17 protein-coding genes are annotated in these 18,632 nt (G+C 55.3%); 13 read left to right on the plus strand and 4 right to left on the minus strand.

Annotation, left to right across the window (positions count from 1 at the left end):
* Positions 1–57: 57 nt before the first annotated feature.
* A complete protein-coding gene (apbC, locus tag ACHUE7_RS14305; RefSeq protein WP_394170573.1) occupies positions 58–1,125 on the minus strand; it encodes an iron-sulfur cluster carrier protein ApbC in 1,068 nt (355 codons plus the stop codon).
* A gap of 103 nt (positions 1,126–1,228) precedes the next feature.
* Positions 1,229–2,632: a mannose-1-phosphate guanylyltransferase/mannose-6-phosphate isomerase gene (locus ACHUE7_RS14310; protein ID WP_394170574.1), complete on the minus strand. Its 1,404-nt coding sequence runs from the start codon at positions 2,630–2,632 to the stop codon at positions 1,229–1,231.
* A gap of 277 nt (positions 2,633–2,909) precedes the next feature.
* Between ACHUE7_RS14310 and metG the strand changes: the two genes are divergently transcribed.
* From metG to rfaH, 3 genes are all read left to right on the plus strand, one after another.
* Positions 2,910–5,000: a methionine--tRNA ligase gene (gene metG, locus ACHUE7_RS14315; RefSeq protein WP_394170575.1), complete on the plus strand. Its 2,091-nt coding sequence runs from the start codon at positions 2,910–2,912 to the stop codon at positions 4,998–5,000.
* 204 nt (positions 5,001–5,204) lie between these two features.
* Positions 5,205–6,731 carry a hypothetical protein gene (locus ACHUE7_RS14320; RefSeq protein WP_394170576.1) on the plus strand — a complete coding sequence of 509 codons (1,527 nt, stop codon included), beginning with the start codon at positions 5,205–5,207 and terminating at the stop codon, positions 6,729–6,731.
* Positions 6,732–6,830: 99 nt separating this feature from the next.
* Positions 6,831–7,388, plus strand: coding sequence for a transcription/translation regulatory transformer protein RfaH (gene rfaH / locus ACHUE7_RS14325; protein WP_394170577.1), 558 nt, complete (start codon positions 6,831–6,833; stop codon positions 7,386–7,388).
* Positions 7,389–7,547: 159 nt separating this feature from the next.
* Here the strand turns inward: rfaH and ACHUE7_RS14330 are convergent, their stop codons facing one another.
* Positions 7,548–8,546: an NAD-dependent epimerase gene (locus ACHUE7_RS14330; RefSeq protein WP_394170578.1), complete on the minus strand. Its 999-nt coding sequence runs from the start codon at positions 8,544–8,546 to the stop codon at positions 7,548–7,550.
* 217 nt (positions 8,547–8,763) lie between these two features.
* Between ACHUE7_RS14330 and ACHUE7_RS14335 the strand changes: the two genes are divergently transcribed.
* The 3 genes from ACHUE7_RS14335 (at position 8,764) to ACHUE7_RS14345 (ending at position 11,301) form a co-directional block, all read left to right on the plus strand.
* On the plus strand, positions 8,764–9,078 hold the full coding sequence (locus ACHUE7_RS14335) for a helix-turn-helix domain-containing protein (protein WP_394170579.1): 315 nt from the start codon (positions 8,764–8,766) through the stop codon (positions 9,076–9,078).
* Positions 9,075–10,286: a type II toxin-antitoxin system HipA family toxin gene (locus ACHUE7_RS14340; protein ID WP_394170580.1), complete on the plus strand. Its 1,212-nt coding sequence runs from the start codon at positions 9,075–9,077 to the stop codon at positions 10,284–10,286. Before ACHUE7_RS14335 ends, ACHUE7_RS14340 begins: the two co-directional genes overlap by 4 nt.
* A 157-nt stretch (positions 10,287–10,443) precedes the next feature.
* Positions 10,444–11,301 (plus strand): formylglycine-generating enzyme family protein, encoded by an 858-nt coding sequence (locus ACHUE7_RS14345; RefSeq protein WP_394170581.1) that lies wholly within the window; start codon positions 10,444–10,446, stop codon positions 11,299–11,301.
* 30 nt (positions 11,302–11,331) lie between these two features.
* Here the strand turns inward: ACHUE7_RS14345 and ACHUE7_RS14350 are convergent, their stop codons facing one another.
* Positions 11,332–14,190 carry a hypothetical protein gene (locus ACHUE7_RS14350; RefSeq protein ID WP_394170582.1) on the minus strand — a complete coding sequence of 953 codons (2,859 nt, stop codon included), beginning with the start codon at positions 14,188–14,190 and terminating at the stop codon, positions 11,332–11,334.
* 305 nt (positions 14,191–14,495) lie between these two features.
* Between ACHUE7_RS14350 and ACHUE7_RS14355 the strand changes: the two genes are divergently transcribed.
* The 7 genes from ACHUE7_RS14355 (at position 14,496) to ACHUE7_RS14385 (ending at position 18,180) form a co-directional block, all read left to right on the plus strand.
* The gene (locus tag ACHUE7_RS14355; RefSeq protein ID WP_213677726.1) at positions 14,496–14,795 is read left to right on the plus strand and encodes a nucleotidyltransferase domain-containing protein; all 300 of its coding nucleotides are present in this window, start codon (positions 14,496–14,498) and stop codon (positions 14,793–14,795) included.
* Entirely contained in the window at positions 14,792–15,283 is a 492-nt protein-coding gene (locus tag ACHUE7_RS14360) for a hypothetical protein (RefSeq protein WP_394170583.1), read from the plus strand. The genes ACHUE7_RS14355 and ACHUE7_RS14360 overlap by 4 nt, the downstream gene beginning before the upstream one ends.
* 116 nt (positions 15,284–15,399) lie before the next feature.
* Entirely contained in the window at positions 15,400–15,738 is a 339-nt protein-coding gene (locus ACHUE7_RS14365; protein WP_394170584.1) for a four helix bundle protein, read from the plus strand.
* A gap of 171 nt (positions 15,739–15,909) precedes the next feature.
* On the plus strand, positions 15,910–17,274 hold the full coding sequence (locus ACHUE7_RS14370) for an MBL fold metallo-hydrolase (protein ID WP_394170585.1): 1,365 nt from the start codon (positions 15,910–15,912) through the stop codon (positions 17,272–17,274).
* Between the two features lie 127 nt (positions 17,275–17,401).
* A complete protein-coding gene (locus ACHUE7_RS14375) occupies positions 17,402–17,659 on the plus strand; it encodes a type II toxin-antitoxin system RelE family toxin (protein ID WP_394170586.1) in 258 nt (85 codons plus the stop codon).
* Positions 17,656–18,030: a helix-turn-helix domain-containing protein gene (locus ACHUE7_RS14380; protein WP_394170587.1), complete on the plus strand. Its 375-nt coding sequence runs from the start codon at positions 17,656–17,658 to the stop codon at positions 18,028–18,030. Before ACHUE7_RS14375 ends, ACHUE7_RS14380 begins: the two co-directional genes overlap by 4 nt.
* Before the next feature lie 12 nt (positions 18,031–18,042).
* Positions 18,043–18,180: a four helix bundle protein gene (locus tag ACHUE7_RS14385; RefSeq protein ID WP_394170588.1), complete on the plus strand. Its 138-nt coding sequence runs from the start codon at positions 18,043–18,045 to the stop codon at positions 18,178–18,180.
* The last annotated feature ends 452 nt before the right edge of the window (positions 18,181–18,632 follow it).

An 18,632-nucleotide genomic window follows, 5' to 3' on the forward strand; every position in this document is an offset into this window, starting at 1 on the left:
CCTTGCGTCTTTTATTGTTCTACGTCAGTAGTTGTTTGGCGTCCTCTCAATCCCTCGTCAAACAAAGGCGATTTCAGGCCCGGCATCAGCCCCTTGCAATGCCAGCGCTGCCGACGTTTTCCGCGCCAGCACAAAGTAATGCGCCGCCACTTCACCATCTGGCTCTGCGATGACGGTGGGTTTGCCACTGTCGGTCTGGGTACGAATGCTGATGTCCAGCGGCAGGCTTTCCAGCAGGTTCACGTCGTAGTCTTCCGAGAGCCTGGCGCCGCCGCCTTCCCCGAATATGTGTTCAACATGTCCGCAATTTGAGCACACATGCATCGCCATGTTCTCAACAATGCCCAGTACAGGAATGTTCACTTTGCGGAACATTTCGATGCCCTTGCGCGCATCCAGCAGGGCGATGTCTTGAGGGGTGGTGACGATGACAGAGCCCGATACCGGTACCTTTTGCGCCAGCGTCAGTTGAATGTCGCCGGTGCCCGGGGGCATATCCACGACCAGATAATCCAGATTATCCCACTGGGTTTGGGTCAATAACTGCTGTAACGCCCCCGACACCATGGGCCCACGCCACACCATGGGCGTTTTCTCAGTGACCAGATAGGCCATCGACATGCTTTGCAGGCCGTGGGCTTCTACGGGCTTGAAGAATTTGTTGTCGACCGTCTCGGGCTTGGTGCCTTCGGGCACACCCAGCATTGTGCCAATGCTGGGGCCATAGATGTCGGCATCCAGCAAACCGACCCGGGCGCCTTCCGCCTGCAGCGCCAGCGCCAGGTTAACGGCCGTGGTGCTTTTGCCAACCCCGCCTTTGCCAGAGGCCACGGCGATGATGTTCTTGATGTTCTCCATGCCCGGCAGGTTTTCCCGCACGTTCACTGAGCCAATGTCACAGCGAACGGAGACCTCTACTTCAACGTCATCTACCTGGGCTTCAATATGGCTGGCCAGCAACATAGCCAGCCCTTCACGGTATTGTCCGGCAGCGTAGTGGAGCGTTACCGAGATCTTAACCGGCGAGCCCTCGGTAATGTCGATGTCGGCCGTGTCGGCAAAAGGCCGGTCGGTGTGAGGGTCTTTCAGGGTGTTCAGCGCCTGGAGTATGCGTTCAGTCGACATGCTGGGTCCTTAACGTGGCTTTGACAGCAGGGTGGGGGCGGGGTAACGGAAATAAAAGTCGCAACAGAGGTTTGCCGGGGCAGTGCCCCGGCCAAAGGCGGTGTTACTGCCGCCCATACCGGTCCGTGAACCGCACTATGTCATCTTCGCCCAAATAACTGCCCGTCTGCACCTCAATCAGCTCCAGTGGGATCTTGCCCGGGTTTTCCAGAGCGTGCACGGTGCCAATGGGAATGTAGACCGATTCGTTCTCGCTGAGCATCTGAGTCTTCTCGCCAATGGTGACATTGGCCGTGCCGCTCACTACTACCCAGTGTTCAGCTCGGTGATGGTGCATCTGTACCGAGAGTTTCTCACCGGGTTTAACGGTAATGCGCTTCACCTGGTGGCGGGTGCCCAGGTTAATGGTCTTGTACGACCCCCAGGGCCGATGCACCCGGGCATGCACATGGTGCTCGGTGCGCCCGGCGGCTTTCAGCTGGTTTACAATGAACTTCACATCCTGAGCCCGCTCACGCGGCACCACCACCACGGCATCGTCGGTTTCGATGATCGCCATGTTCTGCACACCTATGGCAGCTACCAGGCGGCTTTCAGCGCGAATCAGGTTGCCGCTGGCGTCTTCGGTGAGCACATCGCCCTGCAACACATTGTCTTGCTCGTCTTTCTCGCTCAGATCATACAGGGCCGACCAGGCGCCGATGTCGCTCCAGTCTCCGGTGTAGGGCACGACCACAGCGCGCTCGGTGCGTTCCATAATGGCGTAGTCGATGGAGTCTGAAGGGCTCTTGGCGAAGGCTTCTGCATCCACCCGAATGAAGTCGAGGTCTGCGTACTTGTTGACCATGGCGGCCTGGGTGGCTTCATAAATAGCGGGCTGGAATTGCTTCAGCTCTTCCAGAAACACCCGCGCCTTGAACACGAACATGCCGCTGTTCCAGAAGTAATTGCCAGCCGCCAGGTAACGGGCGGCGGTGTCGGCATCCGGTTTTTCGCGAAAGGCAACCACGGCGCTGGTCACATCGGTAGCGGCGGCTTCAATGTAGCCATAGCCGGTTTCCGGGTAGGTGGGCTTAATGCCGAAGGTGACCAGTAAATCACTCTTCGACTGAATAATGGCTTCCTGAACCGAGGCGCGGAAGGCCTCGGTGTCTTTCATCACATGGTCGGCCGGCAACACCACCAGGGTGGCTTCCGGGTCCCGTTCCAGTGCCTGAAACGCTGCCAGAGCAATGGCCGGTGCGGTATTGCGGCCTTCGGGTTCCAGAATCAGCTCGGCTTTGGTGCCCAGGTCGGCCATTTGCTGGGCGATGAGAAAGCGGTGTTCATCGTTACACACCACAATAGGTTCGGCACCAATGCCCGCTGCCTGCACCCGTTTCAGGGTTTGCTGGGCCAGGCTCAGCTCCGGGTCGGCCAGAGCAATGCATTGTTTGGGGAACAACTCCCGGGAAACCGGCCACAGCCGGGAACCCACGCCTCCTGCGAGCAAAACGGGAATAATCATCCTTGGAGCTCCTTGGTTAGTACCGTTGAATTTGACGATGCCCGCAATGATAGCATTAGGTGCGAGGTACGAGCTACGAGCTACGAGCTACGAGCTAAGTGCTAACAGCTAACAGCTCAAAACTCTCACCTAACAGCTCAAAACTCGCAGCTGAATTCAAAACCCCCGTTTCTCAACACCACACCATCAGGTAGAATGCCCGGCTCAGCGAAAACTCATCGCGTTTGTTTTAACTCAAAGCTAACAGCTCGCAGCTAACAGCTCATAAGGAATCCCCATGCCTGACCGCCGCAAGATACTGGTCACCAGTGCCCTGCCATACGCCAACGGCCCCATTCACCTGGGCCACATGCTGGAACACATTCAAACTGACATCTGGGTTCGGTTTCAGAACAGCATGGGCAATATGTGCACCTACGTCTGCGCGGACGATACTCATGGTACAGCGGTCATGTTGCGGGCCGAGAAAGAAGGCAAAACTCCGGAAGACCTGATCAAAGCCGTTCAGGCTGATCATGTGCGGGATTTTGGCGGCTTTCTGATCGACCACCACAACTACTACAGCACTCATTCGGATGAAAACCGTTACTACGCCGAGCTGATCTACACGCGCCTGAAAGAAAACGACATGATCAACGTGCGCACCATCAGCCAGCTGTACGACCCGGTGAAGGAAATTTTCCTGGCCGACCGCTTCGTAAAAGGCACCTGCCCGAAATGTGGCAGTGAAGACCAGTACGGCGATGCCTGCGAAGTGTGCAGCGCCACCTATGAACCGAACGAGCTGATTAACCCGAAGTCTGCTTACACCGGTGCCACGCCGGAAGTGCGCGAATCCGAACACTTCTTCTTTAAGCTGCCCGAATGCCAGGCCATGCTGAAAGAGTGGACGCGCTCCGGCACCCTGCAAGACAGTGTGGCCAACAAGCTCGCTGAGTGGCTCGACGCCGAACTGCAGGAGTGGGACGTCAGTCGCGATGCGCCGTATTTTGGCTTCGAGATTCCCGGTGCCCCCGGCAAGTTCTTCTATGTCTGGCTCGATGCCCCCATTGGCTACATGGCCAGCTTCAAGAACCTGTGCGACCGCCGCGATGACCTGGAATTCGATGATTACTGGAAGCCGGATTCCACGGCCGAGCTGTACCACTTCATCGGTAAAGACATCATTAACTTCCACGCCCTGTTCTGGCCCGCCATGCTGGAGAACGCCGGCTACCGCAAGCCAAGTGGCGTGTTCGCCCACGGCTACATCACCGTGAACGGCGAGAAGATGTCCAAATCCCGTGGCACCTTCATCATGGCCAAAACCTACCTGGAGCACCTGAACCCGGAATACCTGCGTTACTACTATGCAGCGAAACTCGGCTCCGGTGTTGAAGACATCGATTTGAGCCTGACCGATTTCGCCCAACGGGTGAATTCCGACCTGGTCGGCAAGGTCGTCAACATCGCCAGCCGGTGTGCGGGCTTCATCAAGAAAGCCGGTGGCAGCTTGTCTGATACCGTTGCCGAACCGAAAATGCTGGCCGATTTCCAACAGGCTGGCATCACCATCGCCCAGGCCTACGAGCGCCGCGAATTCAGCAAGGCCGTGCGCGAGATCATGAACCTGGCCGACCGCGCCAACGAGTACATTCAGGCCAAAGCGCCCTGGAGCATGGCCAAAGAAGCGGGCCGCGAGCAGGAAGTGCACGATGTGTGCTCGATGGGCATTCACCTGTTCCGGCTGATCACCCTCTATCTGGGCCCGGTGTTGCCCGATATGAACCAGAAGGTCAAAGCCTTTCTGAACGTCGAGAGCCTGAACTTCACAGATCGCGAAACCGTGCTTACCGGCCACGTCATCAACAAGTTCAAGCCCCTGCTGACGCGCATTGAACTGCCCCAGATCGACGCACTCATTGAAGCCAGCAAGGAAGACGTAGCCGCCGATGCCAAAACCGGCACTCCGACTGCAGCAGCTGCCGGGCAAAGCCAGGCGCAGGCCAAACCGGCCAAAACTGAGAAGGCTGCCAAGGCAGGTGATGCAGCAGAGCAGGGCGGTGAGATCGAATTCAGTGACTTCGCTAAGCTCGACCTTCGCGTTGCCCGCGTGGTTGAAGCCGACCACGTAGAAGGCGCCGATAAATTGCTCAGGCTGCAGCTGGATGTCGGCGAAGGCACGACCCGCCAGGTGTTCTCTGGCATCAAGAGCCACTACCAGCCGGAGCAATTAGTCGGTAAGAATGTGGTACTCGTCTATAATCTGAAACCACGCAAAATGCGTTTTGGTATGAGTGAAGGCATGGTGCTGGCCGCAGGCGGTGGCAATGAACTGTGGGTCCTGGAAGCCCACGAGGATGCTGCGCCCGGTACACGCATCAGCTAATGTTGGCGTGGGTGAGGGCGCGGAAGCCCAAGCCCTGGCAAGGCGTTCTTATAGAGCGCCTCTGGTTATCTTGTATGAGCAATGCGTCCCAAATCAGGGTAAACATGGCCAATGCCGTTGTTTCTAAAGGCTTTTCGACTAGAATGGCGAAGCCCACGTGGCTTGGTTCGTTTAAAAGGATCGAAGGTCAACCAGGAGTGTTAAATGACTGATCAGCAAGTACGTCGCGACCCCAGTGACGACGAAATCGATATTGGTGCGTTAATGGCACGGGTCTGGGCTACCAAAGGCCGGGCCATGATAGCCTTGCTGGTGGTCGCGTTGGCCTTCAGTGCGTTTCTGGCGTTGCGCTATTTGGCCAGTGATAAAGATGTCACCTACAGCCAGGCCTTCGACCTGACGTTCGACGGCATTGCCAATGGCGAATTTCCAGACGGCTCCCCCTTTCTGATCAGCGATGTCATCAGCTCCACCGTGCTCAGCCGCGTGTACCAGGAGAACCAGCTTGATGCCACCGAGTTGACGCTCGACGAATTGCGCCGTGGCCTGAACATAGAGCCCTACGCACCCGACCACTTTCTGATTGTGCAACGTTACCGCAGCCGCATGAACAACAACCTCTCAGCCGCCGAAGCGGCCGAGTTGCAGCAACAAATGCAATCTGATCTGCGTACCGCCAGCGCCAGCGGCATACTGCTAACCCTGCAATTGCCCGACGGCACACTCACCACCGAACAGGCCCGCGAGATCCTGCGCGATATTCCCAACGCCTGGGCCGAACGCGCCATCAGCGAAAAAGGCGTGCTGGAACTGAACCTGCCCATCTATTCCGAGCGCATTTTCGACGAAGCACGCTTCGAAAGCCTCGATTATCTGGTCGGTATTGAGCTGCTGCTCGATAACATCAGCCTGATTCAGGAAAACATCGCCGCCCTTAAGCGGGAACCGAATTCCACCAACGTGACCGACCCTGAAACTGGCTACAAACTCGAAGACCTCGAAAAAGCCATTGCCGACGTAGCCGAATACGACTTGCGCCAACTGATCGACCCGGTAAAAGAGCTCGGCCTGGCACGAGACCCAGATTTTGTGCGCCTGTTCTACAACAGCCGCATGCAGGAGTTGGAACTGCAGCAACGCCTGTGGCAACAGCGTGCCGAAGTTACCCGCACTGTACTGAGTTCATACCGCAGTGAAGGCCAGGGTGCCGCTTCTGGCAACGCTGGCAACACCCCGCAGGCCAGCCTGGCCCCGCAACTGGGCGATGCCTTCCTCGACCGCTTGCTCGAAGTATCCCGCCAGGGCGACGACCTGGCTTACCGGCAAGAACTCACTAAACAAGTGCTGGAATATGAAAACGAAGCGCTCGACGTACAGAACGAAATGGCGGAAATTGAACTGACGCTGGCCTCGCTCGACCGGGCTGAAGAGAACGACGAAGACATTCAACGTTATGTCGACCAGGTGCAGGAACGCCTGCCCATGGTACTGGAAACCCTGCGCGACTATACCCGTGTGGTAGGGCGCATTCACCAGCAGCTGGGCCGCCAGGCGGTGGGCACAGTGAGTGAACTGGTACGGCCAATGGGCGGTTCCTTTGCTGAGACAACCCCGCGGGCCGTTACCAGCAGCGACGTAAAAACACTGATTGCCTTGCTGGTATTAACGCTGTTCGGGGCGGTGTTTGTGAGCCTGATTGCCGATCTGTTCAGAGACCGCAAAACGCACTGAGCCAGTGTACTACAAAGGGTATGAACGCCGATTTGGCGTGTTCACCCCAGGGACACCGCCGCGGCAGGGAAGCCACCGGCAACGACAGGAGATCACGCGATGACACTGCAACCGATCACCTCGCACCATCCGTACACCGGCGAATATGAGGTTCTGCCTGGCCAGCCCGCCTGGTATCTGGTTCAGTGCAAACCGCGCGATGGCTTCCGAGCCGAAGAACACCTGAAAAACCAGGGCTTTACCTGTTTTCACCCAACGCACACCGTGCGCCGAACTCACGCCAACCGCCGTTCAGTGCGCGTAGAAAGCCTGTTCCCGCACTACCTGTTCGTGCTGATTCGCCCGCAACAAAGCTTTGCCGCTGTAAACGCCACCCGGGGTGTCTGCAAAATCGTGAACTTTCACGGTTACCCCAGCCCGGTACCGGTTTCTCTGGTAACCGCGCTCATGCGACACAGCAGAATCCTGAACGGCCAGGAACCCGAACCCGAATTCAAACCCGGCGATACCGTTACCATTACCGAAGGTGCCTTTCAGGCAATCGAAGCCGTCGTAAAAGCCACCAAGGGCGAAGAGCGCGTCATCCTGCTACTGAACTTGCTAAGCCAGGAACGCGAACTGGAAATGGCCACCAGCCAGGTGCGAGTGGTTGAGTGACGCGGAACATTGAGGGACGCAACACACGAAGGGACGTAGAACATTTAGGGACGTAGAACAATGAAAGACGCAAAACAGTAACTGACGCAAAACACGAAAAGACGTCAGTTCGTATCCTGCGTCTTTCCATGTGTCGCGTCTTTTATTGTTTCACGTCTTTCAGTGATTTAAGTAACTTCGATACCACTCCACCAACGCCCGAACCCCATCATCAATGCTCGTACTCGGCTGATACCCGGTCAACGCCGTCAGCTTGCTGGCATCCGCATAGGTAATGGGCACATCGCCGGGTTGCATGGGCAGGTAGTTTTTCTCGGCCACTGCGCCCCAGTGCCGCTCCAGCGTTTCGATGAACTCCATCAGGTGCACCGGCTTGGCATTGCCGATGTTCAGTACCCGGTAGGGCGCATCGCTGCTGGCGGGCGTGTGGGAGTTTCCCTTGGCAGAGCGAGTAGGGGGTGCATCGAGCGATTGCAGCACGCCGGCGACGATATCGTCGATGAAGGTAAAGTCTCGCTGCATATCGCCCTGGTTATACACATCAATCGGTTGGCCTTCCGACACAAGCTTTAAGAACTTCATTGGGGCCATATCTGGCCGGCCCCAGGGGCCATACACGGTGAAAAACCGCAGACCGGTGGTGGGCACATCGTATAAATGACTGTAACTGTGCGCCATGACTTCGTTGGCTTTCTTGGTGGCCGCATACAGGCTGACCGGGTGGTCTACCGGGTCGTCTTCACTGAATGGCTGTTTTTCGTTTTCGCCATACACCGAGCTCGACGATGCATACACCAGATGCGTCACCTGCTGCTGCCGCGCCAGCTCCAGAATATTGCCAAACCCGACCAGATTGGCATCGATATAGGCACTGGGGTTCTCGATGGAATACCGCACCCCGGCCTGCGCCGCTAAATGCACAACGCGCTCAAACCGGTGTTGGTCAGCCAGTTTGGCCATGGCCACCCGGTCTTCAACGCCCATTTCAACGAAGGTAAACCGATCGCTCTCAATACGCGCCAGCCGGTCCCGCTTGAGCTGAACCTCGTAATAATCGTTCAGGTTATCGATGCCCACTACATCGTGGCCCTGAGCCAACAACTGAAGCGCCACATCACACCCGATAAACCCGGCTACACCGGTTACAAGAATGGTCATCCCTGTTGTCCTTAATAATTGATTAATTGCCGCCAATGTTAACACATTGGTATAGAGCTACGAGCTACCAGCTCATGCCACTTTCTTTCACCTAGCAGTTAGTAACTGGTTATTAATGTAAAGTATTTATATAAATACAATATCGGCTAAAATATAGCTATATAAAATAAATAGTGCTAAGTTGAAAAACCGATCTAACCCCGATGCGGGAGGTCCCATGCCAAGAACAGACTATCAGGCCGGCATCGATGAGCACAGCCGAGCTCTGTTCACCCTATTCGCCGCCAATATCAAAGAAGCCCGCAAGGCGCGTGGCTGGACAATACAGGAAGCCGCAGACCGCGCCTTTCTATCAGTCACCTCATACCGTGCTGCCGAAGCAGGCAACCTGGGTACGGCGATTGGCGTTTACCTGGCAATACTGGGTGCTATGGGGCTGTCTGAGGGCTTTGCCGACCTGGCTGCTCCAAATCGAGACGAAACCGGCCGACGAAACCGAATTGTAAAAGCGCAACGCAAGGTTACCGAATGACTGTGCCCTACACTCAAGCCTATGTCTTCGCCATCAATGCCGAGAACGAACAGCAATGGGCAGGTACACTCGCCGTTGGCGATGGCCTGGGCACTTTTCATTATGCGCAAGACTGGTTGGACGACCCGGGTGCCTACCCGTTAGACCCAGTTAATCTACCGCTGGAACCCCGAACCTTTCGAGTTCAAAACCCAAAAGGCGTATTCGGCGTGTTCACTGATGCCGGCCCTGATGATTGGGGTACCCGCCTGATGCTGACGCACCAGACAAGCGCGCCCAGAAACGAAATTGAACGGCTGTTACGAACCAGTGGTGGCGGCGTCGGTGTACTGGAACTCAGCCTGTCCCGTAGCCGTTCGAAACCCCTCGTTGAACCGCCTTCAATGGAATGGCTGGATCAACTGGTCGATGTGGCTGAACGGGTACAGCGAAGAGAGGCTCTCACGCCAGAACAGTGGGCACTCATAGAACCGGGCTCGTCCATTGGCGGCGCACGCCCAAAAACCGTGGTCACTGACGGAATGGCCCAATGGCTGGTCAAGTTATCGAGGGACAGCGATCTGGTAGACATCCCTCGCCTGGAATACGCCACCCTATTGCTGTTAAAAGAAGCGGGCTGGCCCGTTCCCGAGGTTCAGCTGAAAGACCTGGGGGCAGGGCGTTCCGCTTTATTGGTCCGCCGTTTCGACAGAGAGCCGGCCCATCCCGTACACTTTATCTCTGCCAACAGCCTGTTTAACCTGGCCCGGCTTCGGCCGATTCGGGATTCCCTGAAAAACCCTTACAGCTACGTTAACCTGGCCGGCATACTGCGGCGCCACGCCGAACATCCCAAACAAGCAGGGCAAGAACTGTTTCGGCGCATGGTGTTCAACATCCTTATTGGCAATACCGACGATCACGCCCGCAACCACGGCATGACGCTCGACATCAAAACCGGCATCTGGAACCTGGCCCCATTGTACGATGTACTGCCAACAGTAGGAGCACCAGCCGGCAAGCAAGCCATGGGCGTCGGTAAACATGGTGCCGACAGCACTCTGGAAAACGCCCTGTCTTACTGCACCCTGTTCGGACTGAAAGAAAGCGAAGCACACGCAACCGTACAAGACATAAAAACCCTGGCCCAAAAACTACCAGACTATTTAACCAGCACCGGCCTTACGGAGGCCGACAAAAACATAATAACCGGGAGGGGGTTGGTTTGAGAAAAGGAGAGTAGCGAGGTGTGAGGTACGAGGTACGAGCTACGAGCTACGAGCTAACAGCTAACAGCTCATTCCAAATCTGTGACTCCAACCAAAAAACTCGCACACCCAAGCTTGATACACTGCACCAACCAGTCACCCGAGTAAGGATCACTCAATGCAAGCGCGTTCATGGCTCGCCATCGCTATTGTCGCAATCAGCGCGGGCGGTGCCACCCTGTACGGCCTGAACCTCAACCCTTCCAAGCACCTGCCACGCCTCAAGGTCACCCAGGCCGATATTGATGCGCTGATCGACCGTACCTATGAACAAATGGTGTTCGTCGAAGGGGGCGAGTTCCTGATGGGCGACATCATGCACGACGGGCTCTATTCGACCTGGGGTGATGACAACAAGCCAGCCGTTAAAGTATCGCTCGATAGCTACTCAATTGGCGCCTATGAGGTTAGCTATAAGGATTTTGATGTTTACACGGCGGCCAATGACCTGCCCCGTGCTATGGATCGTGATTGGGTTGTCGGTCAGGAGTGGCGCGGGCCTGAGTATCCAGCAGGAACGAGTTGGACCCGGGCCAAAGCCTATTGTTTATGGTTGGCTGAAATCACAGGTGAACCGTTCGATTTGCCGACAGAAGCCCAATGGGAGTATGCGGCGCGCAGTCGGGGTTTGGATGTGATATTTGGTACAGATGATGGAACGATTCGCTTGGGTAAGAACTATGAAGATGGTGCGAATCGTCAATTACAATCAGGAACATTCCCGCCCAACCCGCTTGGACTATACGATATGTCGGGCAATATGAGCGAATGGGTAAATGACTGGTATGACAAAAATTATTATCAGAAAATGCCTGAAAATAACCCGGCTGGTCCAAAGGAAGGCACCGAGAAGATTCTACGTGGTGGGGTGTATGGTGAGTCTTCTTATGCTAATACAGTTATTAAGAGAACTGAATTCCTCGAGTATTCAACAGAATACAGTTCTACTGGGTTTCGTTGCGCTTTAAATTCTTAACGACACTGTGAGTTGTATTAACTCTCTCTGCTATGCTTGACGATACATCGGATACCCGGACTGAGCAATTAATGCGGCAGTCGAGGCATTGGTATTTTTAACAGGTAATTCTGGAAGGTTATCTCGCCAATCGTAGAAGAACCGGGCTTCAACTCCATCAAGAGAACCGCTAATTAAATCAAATCCATCCCAAGCAGACCAACCTGTTTGGCTTGGATGTAGTGGCCCAGCTGGTCCCATCCGTTCGATAATTTCTGTGTACTCGCGTTTGCATGTGATGGTTTTAAGAATCTTCAAGATGGCTTCTTCTCGCGTCTCAGTAAAACCGTCCCAGCGCCAATTTTTGTGATGGTACCAAGCTTCACTAGTGACACATAGTGTCCTTAGCATTGTTGCTTTTGACTCTGGTGGTGCAAACTGTAGTAGCCCTTCGTTGTCAGAGAGTATATTTTCCGCAAGGTTGTGCGCATGTTCATTTTCTTCATAGGGCAACTTCAAGGTGTCCCACCAGTCGCTTATTGAGTTGAAGGTACCCACTAAACCATCTGAGAAGGCTATCCCTACAGAAAAAATACCTGAAATTACTTTGTGCAGTACCTTAAACGCATCACTTTCAATAATTTCCAACTTCCGAAAATCAAACTTCATCAACTGGTGATAAACAAATTGCACGAAGTCGATCAGGGCATTAATGCCGACGGTGGCCACCACCTCCCCGCTGGCACCAACACCCAGCGCGGCACCTGCCTTGGCTCTGACTTTGTACTTGCCATCTTCATAGCCAACGTAGAAACCCAATGTAAAACCAGTGCCCGCCCGGGCCTGAAACTCACCCCCCAATTCAGCCAACGCCCGAAACGCGGGTTCATCGTCCGTCCGGGCTTCCGGGTTATCCCATTCAATGGATCCGTTAGCGCCACAGCCGCCAGAAACCCCGGTAAACGCGTTTAACTGCACATCGGTGGGCACGAAGTGCGGGTCGTTTTGTTGTTTCTGAGTGGCTTCGTTGCTGCTTAGCCCGCGAATTTCTGGCTGGCCACCGTTCATGCTGATATCAACATTGCCCGATAGCAACACCTTGGCACCGGCGAAGCCCACCAGGTAAATGGTCATGGTGGCCCTAATGGCGCCGAAATCGAGCGGATGGGTGCCGCCGTCTTTGGTGGGCAGGTCCAGCCGCATCGGCCAGCCTTCTTTGCTGGGGAAATGACAGCTCGCCGTTGCCTTGCCTTCAAACAACGCCACACTCATTTGGGCTTTGGCTGACAGGCCAATTGCGGTTTTGCTGAAAGTGGCATCGGCGGAAGCACCGGCAAAGAAACGCAGCATGGCCGCTTCGGTGGTGGCTGAATAATGCTCACTGGCGCTGAGCCAGTCGCGCTGTTCGCCGGTGGTTGCGTTCCAGTCCGCCGCCCAGTCGGTCAGGCTGTGTTCAAACGCCGCCAGATCGATGCGGGCCTGGGTTTTCACGGAGCCCCGGTTAAAATCTTCCGCCAGTGATCGGGCGGCTTTATTGGCATCGAATTGGCCGGCGGCGTTGGTAAAGCGCCGGGCATTTCGAACATCGGTGGTGAGCGAATAACGACGAATATGGTTGCGAATAAGGTCGCTGCGCACATAGGTGAACTTGCGGCCCCGGTACCCCAGCAGTTCGGTCAGCCCGGCAATCTGGTTGCTGTGAGCGGGGCCGTTGCCGGTGTGCCGGGCCAGCGCCGGGCCAAGCGCGGCCATCACATTGGCTTTGGCCGTGGTAACCGGGTCGGTTGAATGGCTGCTACTGCCAGAAGACTGAGCTTCCTGGTTTTGTTGGGCCGTATTCAGGGCGGTGATGGCCGAGGTCAGCGCCTGATGGTCCTGATCGATCAGGTCTGCCAGCAGATCTGGCACCACCAACAAGGCATCGATGTCGGGCAAGTACACCACCTCTAGGGCCAGTGGCACCGGATCGGGCGGTAATACCGTAACAGTGAGCGGGTGTTCTGCATCCCGGTTGCTGGCGTGCAACTGATACTCCCCGGCCGCCACCGGTATATCTAAAGACCAGTCGACATCGGCCTGGTCCCGGTTCAACGGAACCGATTGTTCGCCCTGGGTGGGCCCTTGCCACTGCACCCTCACGGCACGGCCGTAGCTTCCAGTCCCGGTAACGGCCAGTACCGGCGTTCCCGGTACCCAGAGCTCTTGCCCGGGCTCGGGTGGCTGGCTCATGGTGTAATCCGGGTGGTTCAGGTTGGCCAACGGCGTGGCGTGGGGCACGCCATAGAGTTCGAACGCCAGGTCCCACCAGCTTTCATCGGCCGCCAGACGGTAACGTTCACGGGTTTGGCGAACGGGGCGCTGTTCCAGGCGCAGTTCAGTGCCGGGTTCAGGCTGAATGATGCGCACCGTGGCATTGTGCTCAACACCCCCTTCAACGGCAGCGCCGCCGCCGAAACGGGAAGGCAGGGAAACGGATTTATCAGCCGTGCCACTGCCCGAACCAACCGCGGTCGCGGTGCTTTGGGCCGGTAGATCTGTTCGAAATGCATACACCGACCGATGGCTGTGCAACCCCTGGCGGTACTGGGCTACAGGCTCGGCCCGAACGCCATCCCAGGCAATGAACAGCCGATGCTCGTTTGGCGAAGCCTGTTGCCAGGCCCGCGCCGTTTGCGCCGAAGCCTGCCAGCAAAACCGGCGATGCTCTGGCCGCTGAAGATAATGCCGAACGGGGTGGGGCAGTTCATACCAGCGAATGGGGTGGCAGCCACCGGGTTTAGATTGAAGGGGGGCTTCTGGTTGAAGGCCATCTGTTGGCTTGGTGCTGGCAAAGAAGGCATCTTCCCTGAAGAGGGGGTCAAACCCCTCATCAAACGCCGAATCTTGCCCTGATTCAAAGTGGCTGGTCATTACTCATCCCTTTCCCCATATCCCTGGGGCTAACGGTTTTTACGAATAACGAGGGACTTTAAAGGCACGGGCACAGAGTTCCAGCGCCAAACGGAAACCTTGTGATTGGCTTCGCAAAGAAGGATAGCTACGAGTTACGAGCTACGAGCTAACAGCTAACAGCTAACAGCTAACAGCTAACAGCTAACAGCTAACAGCTAACAGCTAACAGCTAACAGCTAACAGAACCCATTATCGTCTCGCATCCCTAAACTAAACCCCTCCTTCCTGCTAAACTCAGATTAAACTTCAAAAGACACAGCCCAATGCGCCTAACACCATTCCAAAAACAGGCAATCCACCGCATCGTAGCAGAGCAACTAGGTTCAGATGCGAGAGTACTGTTATTCGGTTCCCGGTTGGATGACAACGCACGGGGAGGGGATGTCGACTTACTGGTTGAGCTGAATTACCCACTCACTAACCCTGCTGAAACAGCGGCATCCGTCAGTGTTGCCGTAATGCGGGCCTTAAATGGCCGCAAAATCGATGTTGTTCTGAGTGCCCCCAACCTGCCTGACCAGCCTATCCATCGGATAGCCAGAGAGCAGGGGGCCTTGCTGTGAGCAACTCATCCTTTGAGGCCCTTCAGCAGCGCTTGAGCTTCCTGGGCCGGGTAGTCAGAAAAGAGATACAGCATTTAAACTACTCGGAGCAACGAGCCTTTGCCAAACCCATTACTATCGACAAAGTTCGAAGTATGGCGACTGATGAAGCCTTTGCCGAGCGGGTGGAAGCCTATACCAGCCGTTTTTGCCGTTTACAGGATACCGTCGGCGACAGATTACTGCCCAGCTGGCTAACAGCCTTGGGCGAACAACCGCGTGCTGCTATAGATAACCTCGACAAAGCCGAGCGGCTCGGCGTGTTGGAGTCTGCCGATCAATGGCTGATGATCCGCCAACTTCGAAATCAAATGATGCATGAGTATATCGAGGTTCCAGAAATACTGGCTAATGCACTTGAAGCTGCCCATTCATACCAGCCAACCTTAATAAACTGCGCCAACGCCATTCTGACCGACCTGGAGAAAAGAGAATTATTAGAAAAGTGAGATGGTAGCTGCAAGTAGAGATCTGTGAGCAATAAACTACAAGCTCAAACCTCGCAACTCCATTTTAAACTAAAAGCTCACAGCTCAAGGCTCGCAGCTATCATTTAAGGAACCCCATGAACTTCGAAAACCTAACCGTATGGAAACGGTCCGCCACACTGTCTGCCAATTTATACCTCTATTTCAAAAAGTTAAGCGACTTCGGTTTCAAAGACCAAATCACAAGATCCGGCCTCTCAATCCCAAGCAACATAGCCGAGGGCATGACCCGGACAACAAACCCAGACAAACACAAATTCCTGGGCTACGCCTACAGCTCCTGCGCCGAACTACGCACCCAAATCCACATAGGCACCAAAATCCAGTACATAGACCCAAAAACCAGCGAACACTGGTTAAACGAAACCAACGAAATATCAGCCATGATTAAAGGGTTAGAGAAAGCTATAAGCTGAAATGAAAGCTGAGAGCTGCGAGCTGCGAGCTTTTAGTTAAAAGCTGATAGTTCGAAGTTATCATTTTCTCTCAGCTAATAGCTCGAAGCTCTAAGCTTTCTCTTAAACTAACAGCTATCTCTTAAACTAACAGCTCGCAGCTAAAAGCTCTCAGCTAAAAAAAGGACCCCCATGCCCAAGGATGCAACACCCCAAATCACCCACCACGGCGCAGTAACCGGCGTGACCGGCTCCTGCCACCAATACCAAACTAAACACACCAACGCCTTAATAGACTGCGGCCTCTTCCAGGGTTCTGAATCCAACCGGCCACTGGATGCTTTCGACTTCGCCGTGCCCGAGGTAAGCGCACTTATCGTCACCCACTGCCACATAGACCACGTGGGGCGCATTCCCTGGCTCATCGCCGCCGGTTTCCGGGGGCCCATATACTGCACCGAACCTACGGCTGCATTGTTACCCCTGGTGCTCGAAGATGCCCTCGGCATACACATACCCGACGATGCCGACCTGGTAGAGAAAGCCCTGGCGCGCATTCTGAGCCAACTGCAGCCCGTGCCCTACAACCAATGGCAGCCACTGCCCGGCGCTGAAACCGAGCTGCGCTTCCAGCCCGCCGGCCACATTATGGGCTCTGCCTACGTTGAACTGGAAACCCACGGCCACCGCACCGTATTCAGCGGTGACCTCGGCGCACCCGGCGCCGTGTTCGTAGACCCGCCCCAGGCTCCCGAACGCGCCGACATCCTGGTGCTGGAAAGCACCTACGGCAACCGCGACCACGAAGCCCGCGCCGAACGCAAAACCCAACTGGGCAACAGCCTGAAACGCGCCCTGGCCGATGGCGGCACCGTGCTGATACCCGCCTTTAGCCTGGGCCGCACCCAGGAAATACTCGCCTTTATTGAAGGCCTGCTGCAAGAACAGAACCTGATCCACCCAGATGGCACCAGTGCCTTACCCATAATACTGGACTCCCCCCTGGCCCTACGCATGACCCAAGCCTACCGCCACCTGGTAAACCACTGGCGCGAACCCCTGCAAACCCAGCGCGAAGCCGGGCGCTTCCCCCTGGCGTTCGACCAGCTAATAACCCTGGAGCATCACAAAGAGCACCTGGCCTTGGTGAAACGCCTAGCCCACACCCGCCAACCCGCTGTGGTGCTCGCCGCCAGCGGCATGTGCCAGGGCGGTCGCATCATGAACTACCTGGAAGCCATGCTGCCCCTACCGGAAACCGACGTCTTCTTCGTAGGCTACCAGGCCAAAGGCACCCTTGGCGCCGCCATCCAAAGCGCCCAAAACGGCGACACCGTACGAGTAAACAACCGACCAACCCCAATGAACGCCCAGGTACACCGCCTAAGCGGCTTCTCAGCCCACGCAGACCGCACCGGCCTAACCAACTTCTGCACCGACATTCCCAAGGCCCCAACAGAAATCCGCCTCGTCCACGGCGACGCGAGGGTGAAGCAGCAATTCCAGGCTCACCTGGCCAAAAGACTGCTGGATACGGAGGTGTGGGTGCCGGGGTAGGGCAGCAACGAGCTTCGAGCTGTGAGCGACGAGTAAAAACCCAGAAAAGCCACAGGCTAATCTTTTACTCAAAGTTCACATCCCTCCATAGTTGACTGATGGTAAACTCTGGAGGTAAACTCGCCTTATGTACACACTCACCTTTAAAAAATCAGCCCTAAAAATGCTGATTAAAATGCCCAGGGGGCAAGCGCAAAAGATGCAGGCAGCACTGGAAGCTATTGCTGAAGACCCCTTTAATTATCAGGGTGATTGGAAACCACTCAAGGGGGAGCCATACTGGCGGCTGCGTCAGGGTAGTTATCGGGCAATATGCAGTGTTAACGACGGTGAGCTGGTGCTGCTGGTGTTGAAAGTTGGCTCCAGAGGAGATGTTTACAAATGAGTGCTCAGATTATCGAAAAAGAAGGCGTCCCTGAATACGCGGTGATCCCTTTTGAAGAATACCAACGCCTGCTGTCAATTGTTGAAGACATTGAAGACCTGGCGGATGCCCAGCGTGCAGATCAGGAAATAAAAGCAGGTGACGACGAAGCAATTCCATCCGACGTTGTAAAGCGGCTGCTGGCCATGAACGATCACCCACTTAAGGTCTGGCGTGAATACCGCGGCTTAACCCAGGAAAGCCTGGGTAAGGCAGCCGGTGTTGGAAAGTCATACATCAGCCAGATTGAAGCAGGCAACAAAACTGCCTCCGTCACCGTACTAAGCGCATTGGCCGATGCACTGGAAGTAGACTTGTCTGCACTGGTTTGAATACTGTTTGTTGTGAGCTACGAGCTACGCACCCAAATCCACATAGGCGCCAAAATCCAGTACATAGACGCAAAAACCAGTGAACACTGGCTAAACGAAACCAACGAAATATCAGCCATGATTAAGGGGTTGGACAAAGCGATAAGCTGAGAGCTGCGAGCTATGAGTAAAAGACAGGATAGCCTGGCCTTATCATTAACTCGCAGCTCTCAGCTCCCAGCTCTCAGCTCCCAGCTCTCAGCTCCCAGCTCTCAGCTCACAACTTCCCTACAACCCCAATACAAACCAACAACAAAACGCAAACCAGTTCCCTTGACCCCCCAACCCCAACCCCCTACAATTCGCGTTCAACAACTGAACAACCCCTTGGTGTGCCCTGTAACCGGCCGGGCGGTAGCGAATCTAATCGATTTTCAGCACCTCGCAAAACCCCATTCCAGAGCCTTTAAGAAATCCGATTCAGAGAAATTCTTGGCAAATCGGCCAAAAAGGCTTGCACCAATACATACCGAATTTACGATTTTTGCTCACAGCTCACAGCTCACAGCTCACAGCTCACAGCTCACAGCTCACAGCTCACAGCTCACAGCTCACAGCTCACA

This window comes from Saccharospirillum alexandrii, from assembly GCF_043641555.1.
In the GTDB taxonomy this organism is placed as follows: Bacteria; Pseudomonadota; Gammaproteobacteria; order Pseudomonadales; family Natronospirillaceae; genus Saccharospirillum; species Saccharospirillum alexandrii_A.

Bases quoted from the DNA above. Each gene is read 5' to 3' on its own strand.
- ACHUE7_RS14365 (WP_394170584.1), top strand. From the start codon at position 15,400: ATGAACTTCGAAAACCTAACCGTATGGAAACGGTCCGCCACACTGTCT.
- ACHUE7_RS14380 (WP_394170587.1), top strand. From the start codon at position 17,656: ATGAGTGCTCAGATTATCGAAAAAGAAGGCGTCCCTGAATACGCGGTG.
- ACHUE7_RS14370 (WP_394170585.1), top strand. From the start codon at position 15,910: ATGCCCAAGGATGCAACACCCCAAATCACCCACCACGGCGCAGTAACC.
- ACHUE7_RS14350 (WP_394170582.1), bottom strand. From the start codon at position 14,190: ATGACCAGCCACTTTGAATCAGGGCAAGATTCGGCGTTTGATGAGGGG.
- ACHUE7_RS14335 (WP_394170579.1), top strand. From the start codon at position 8,764: ATGCCAAGAACAGACTATCAGGCCGGCATCGATGAGCACAGCCGAGCT.
- ACHUE7_RS14340 (WP_394170580.1), top strand. From the start codon at position 9,075: ATGACTGTGCCCTACACTCAAGCCTATGTCTTCGCCATCAATGCCGAG.
- ACHUE7_RS14345 (WP_394170581.1), top strand. From the start codon at position 10,444: ATGCAAGCGCGTTCATGGCTCGCCATCGCTATTGTCGCAATCAGCGCG.
- ACHUE7_RS14375 (WP_394170586.1), top strand. From the start codon at position 17,402: ATGTACACACTCACCTTTAAAAAATCAGCCCTAAAAATGCTGATTAAA.
- ACHUE7_RS14355 (WP_213677726.1), top strand. From the start codon at position 14,496: ATGCGCCTAACACCATTCCAAAAACAGGCAATCCACCGCATCGTAGCA.
- metG (WP_394170575.1), top strand. From the start codon at position 2,910: ATGCCTGACCGCCGCAAGATACTGGTCACCAGTGCCCTGCCATACGCC.
- ACHUE7_RS14330 (WP_394170578.1), bottom strand. From the start codon at position 8,546: ATGACCATTCTTGTAACCGGTGTAGCCGGGTTTATCGGGTGTGATGTG.
- rfaH (WP_394170577.1), top strand. From the start codon at position 6,831: ATGACACTGCAACCGATCACCTCGCACCATCCGTACACCGGCGAATAT.
- ACHUE7_RS14310 (WP_394170574.1), bottom strand. From the start codon at position 2,632: ATGATTATTCCCGTTTTGCTCGCAGGAGGCGTGGGTTCCCGGCTGTGG.
- apbC (WP_394170573.1), bottom strand. From the start codon at position 1,125: ATGTCGACTGAACGCATACTCCAGGCGCTGAACACCCTGAAAGACCCT.
- ACHUE7_RS14320 (WP_394170576.1), top strand. From the start codon at position 5,205: ATGACTGATCAGCAAGTACGTCGCGACCCCAGTGACGACGAAATCGAT.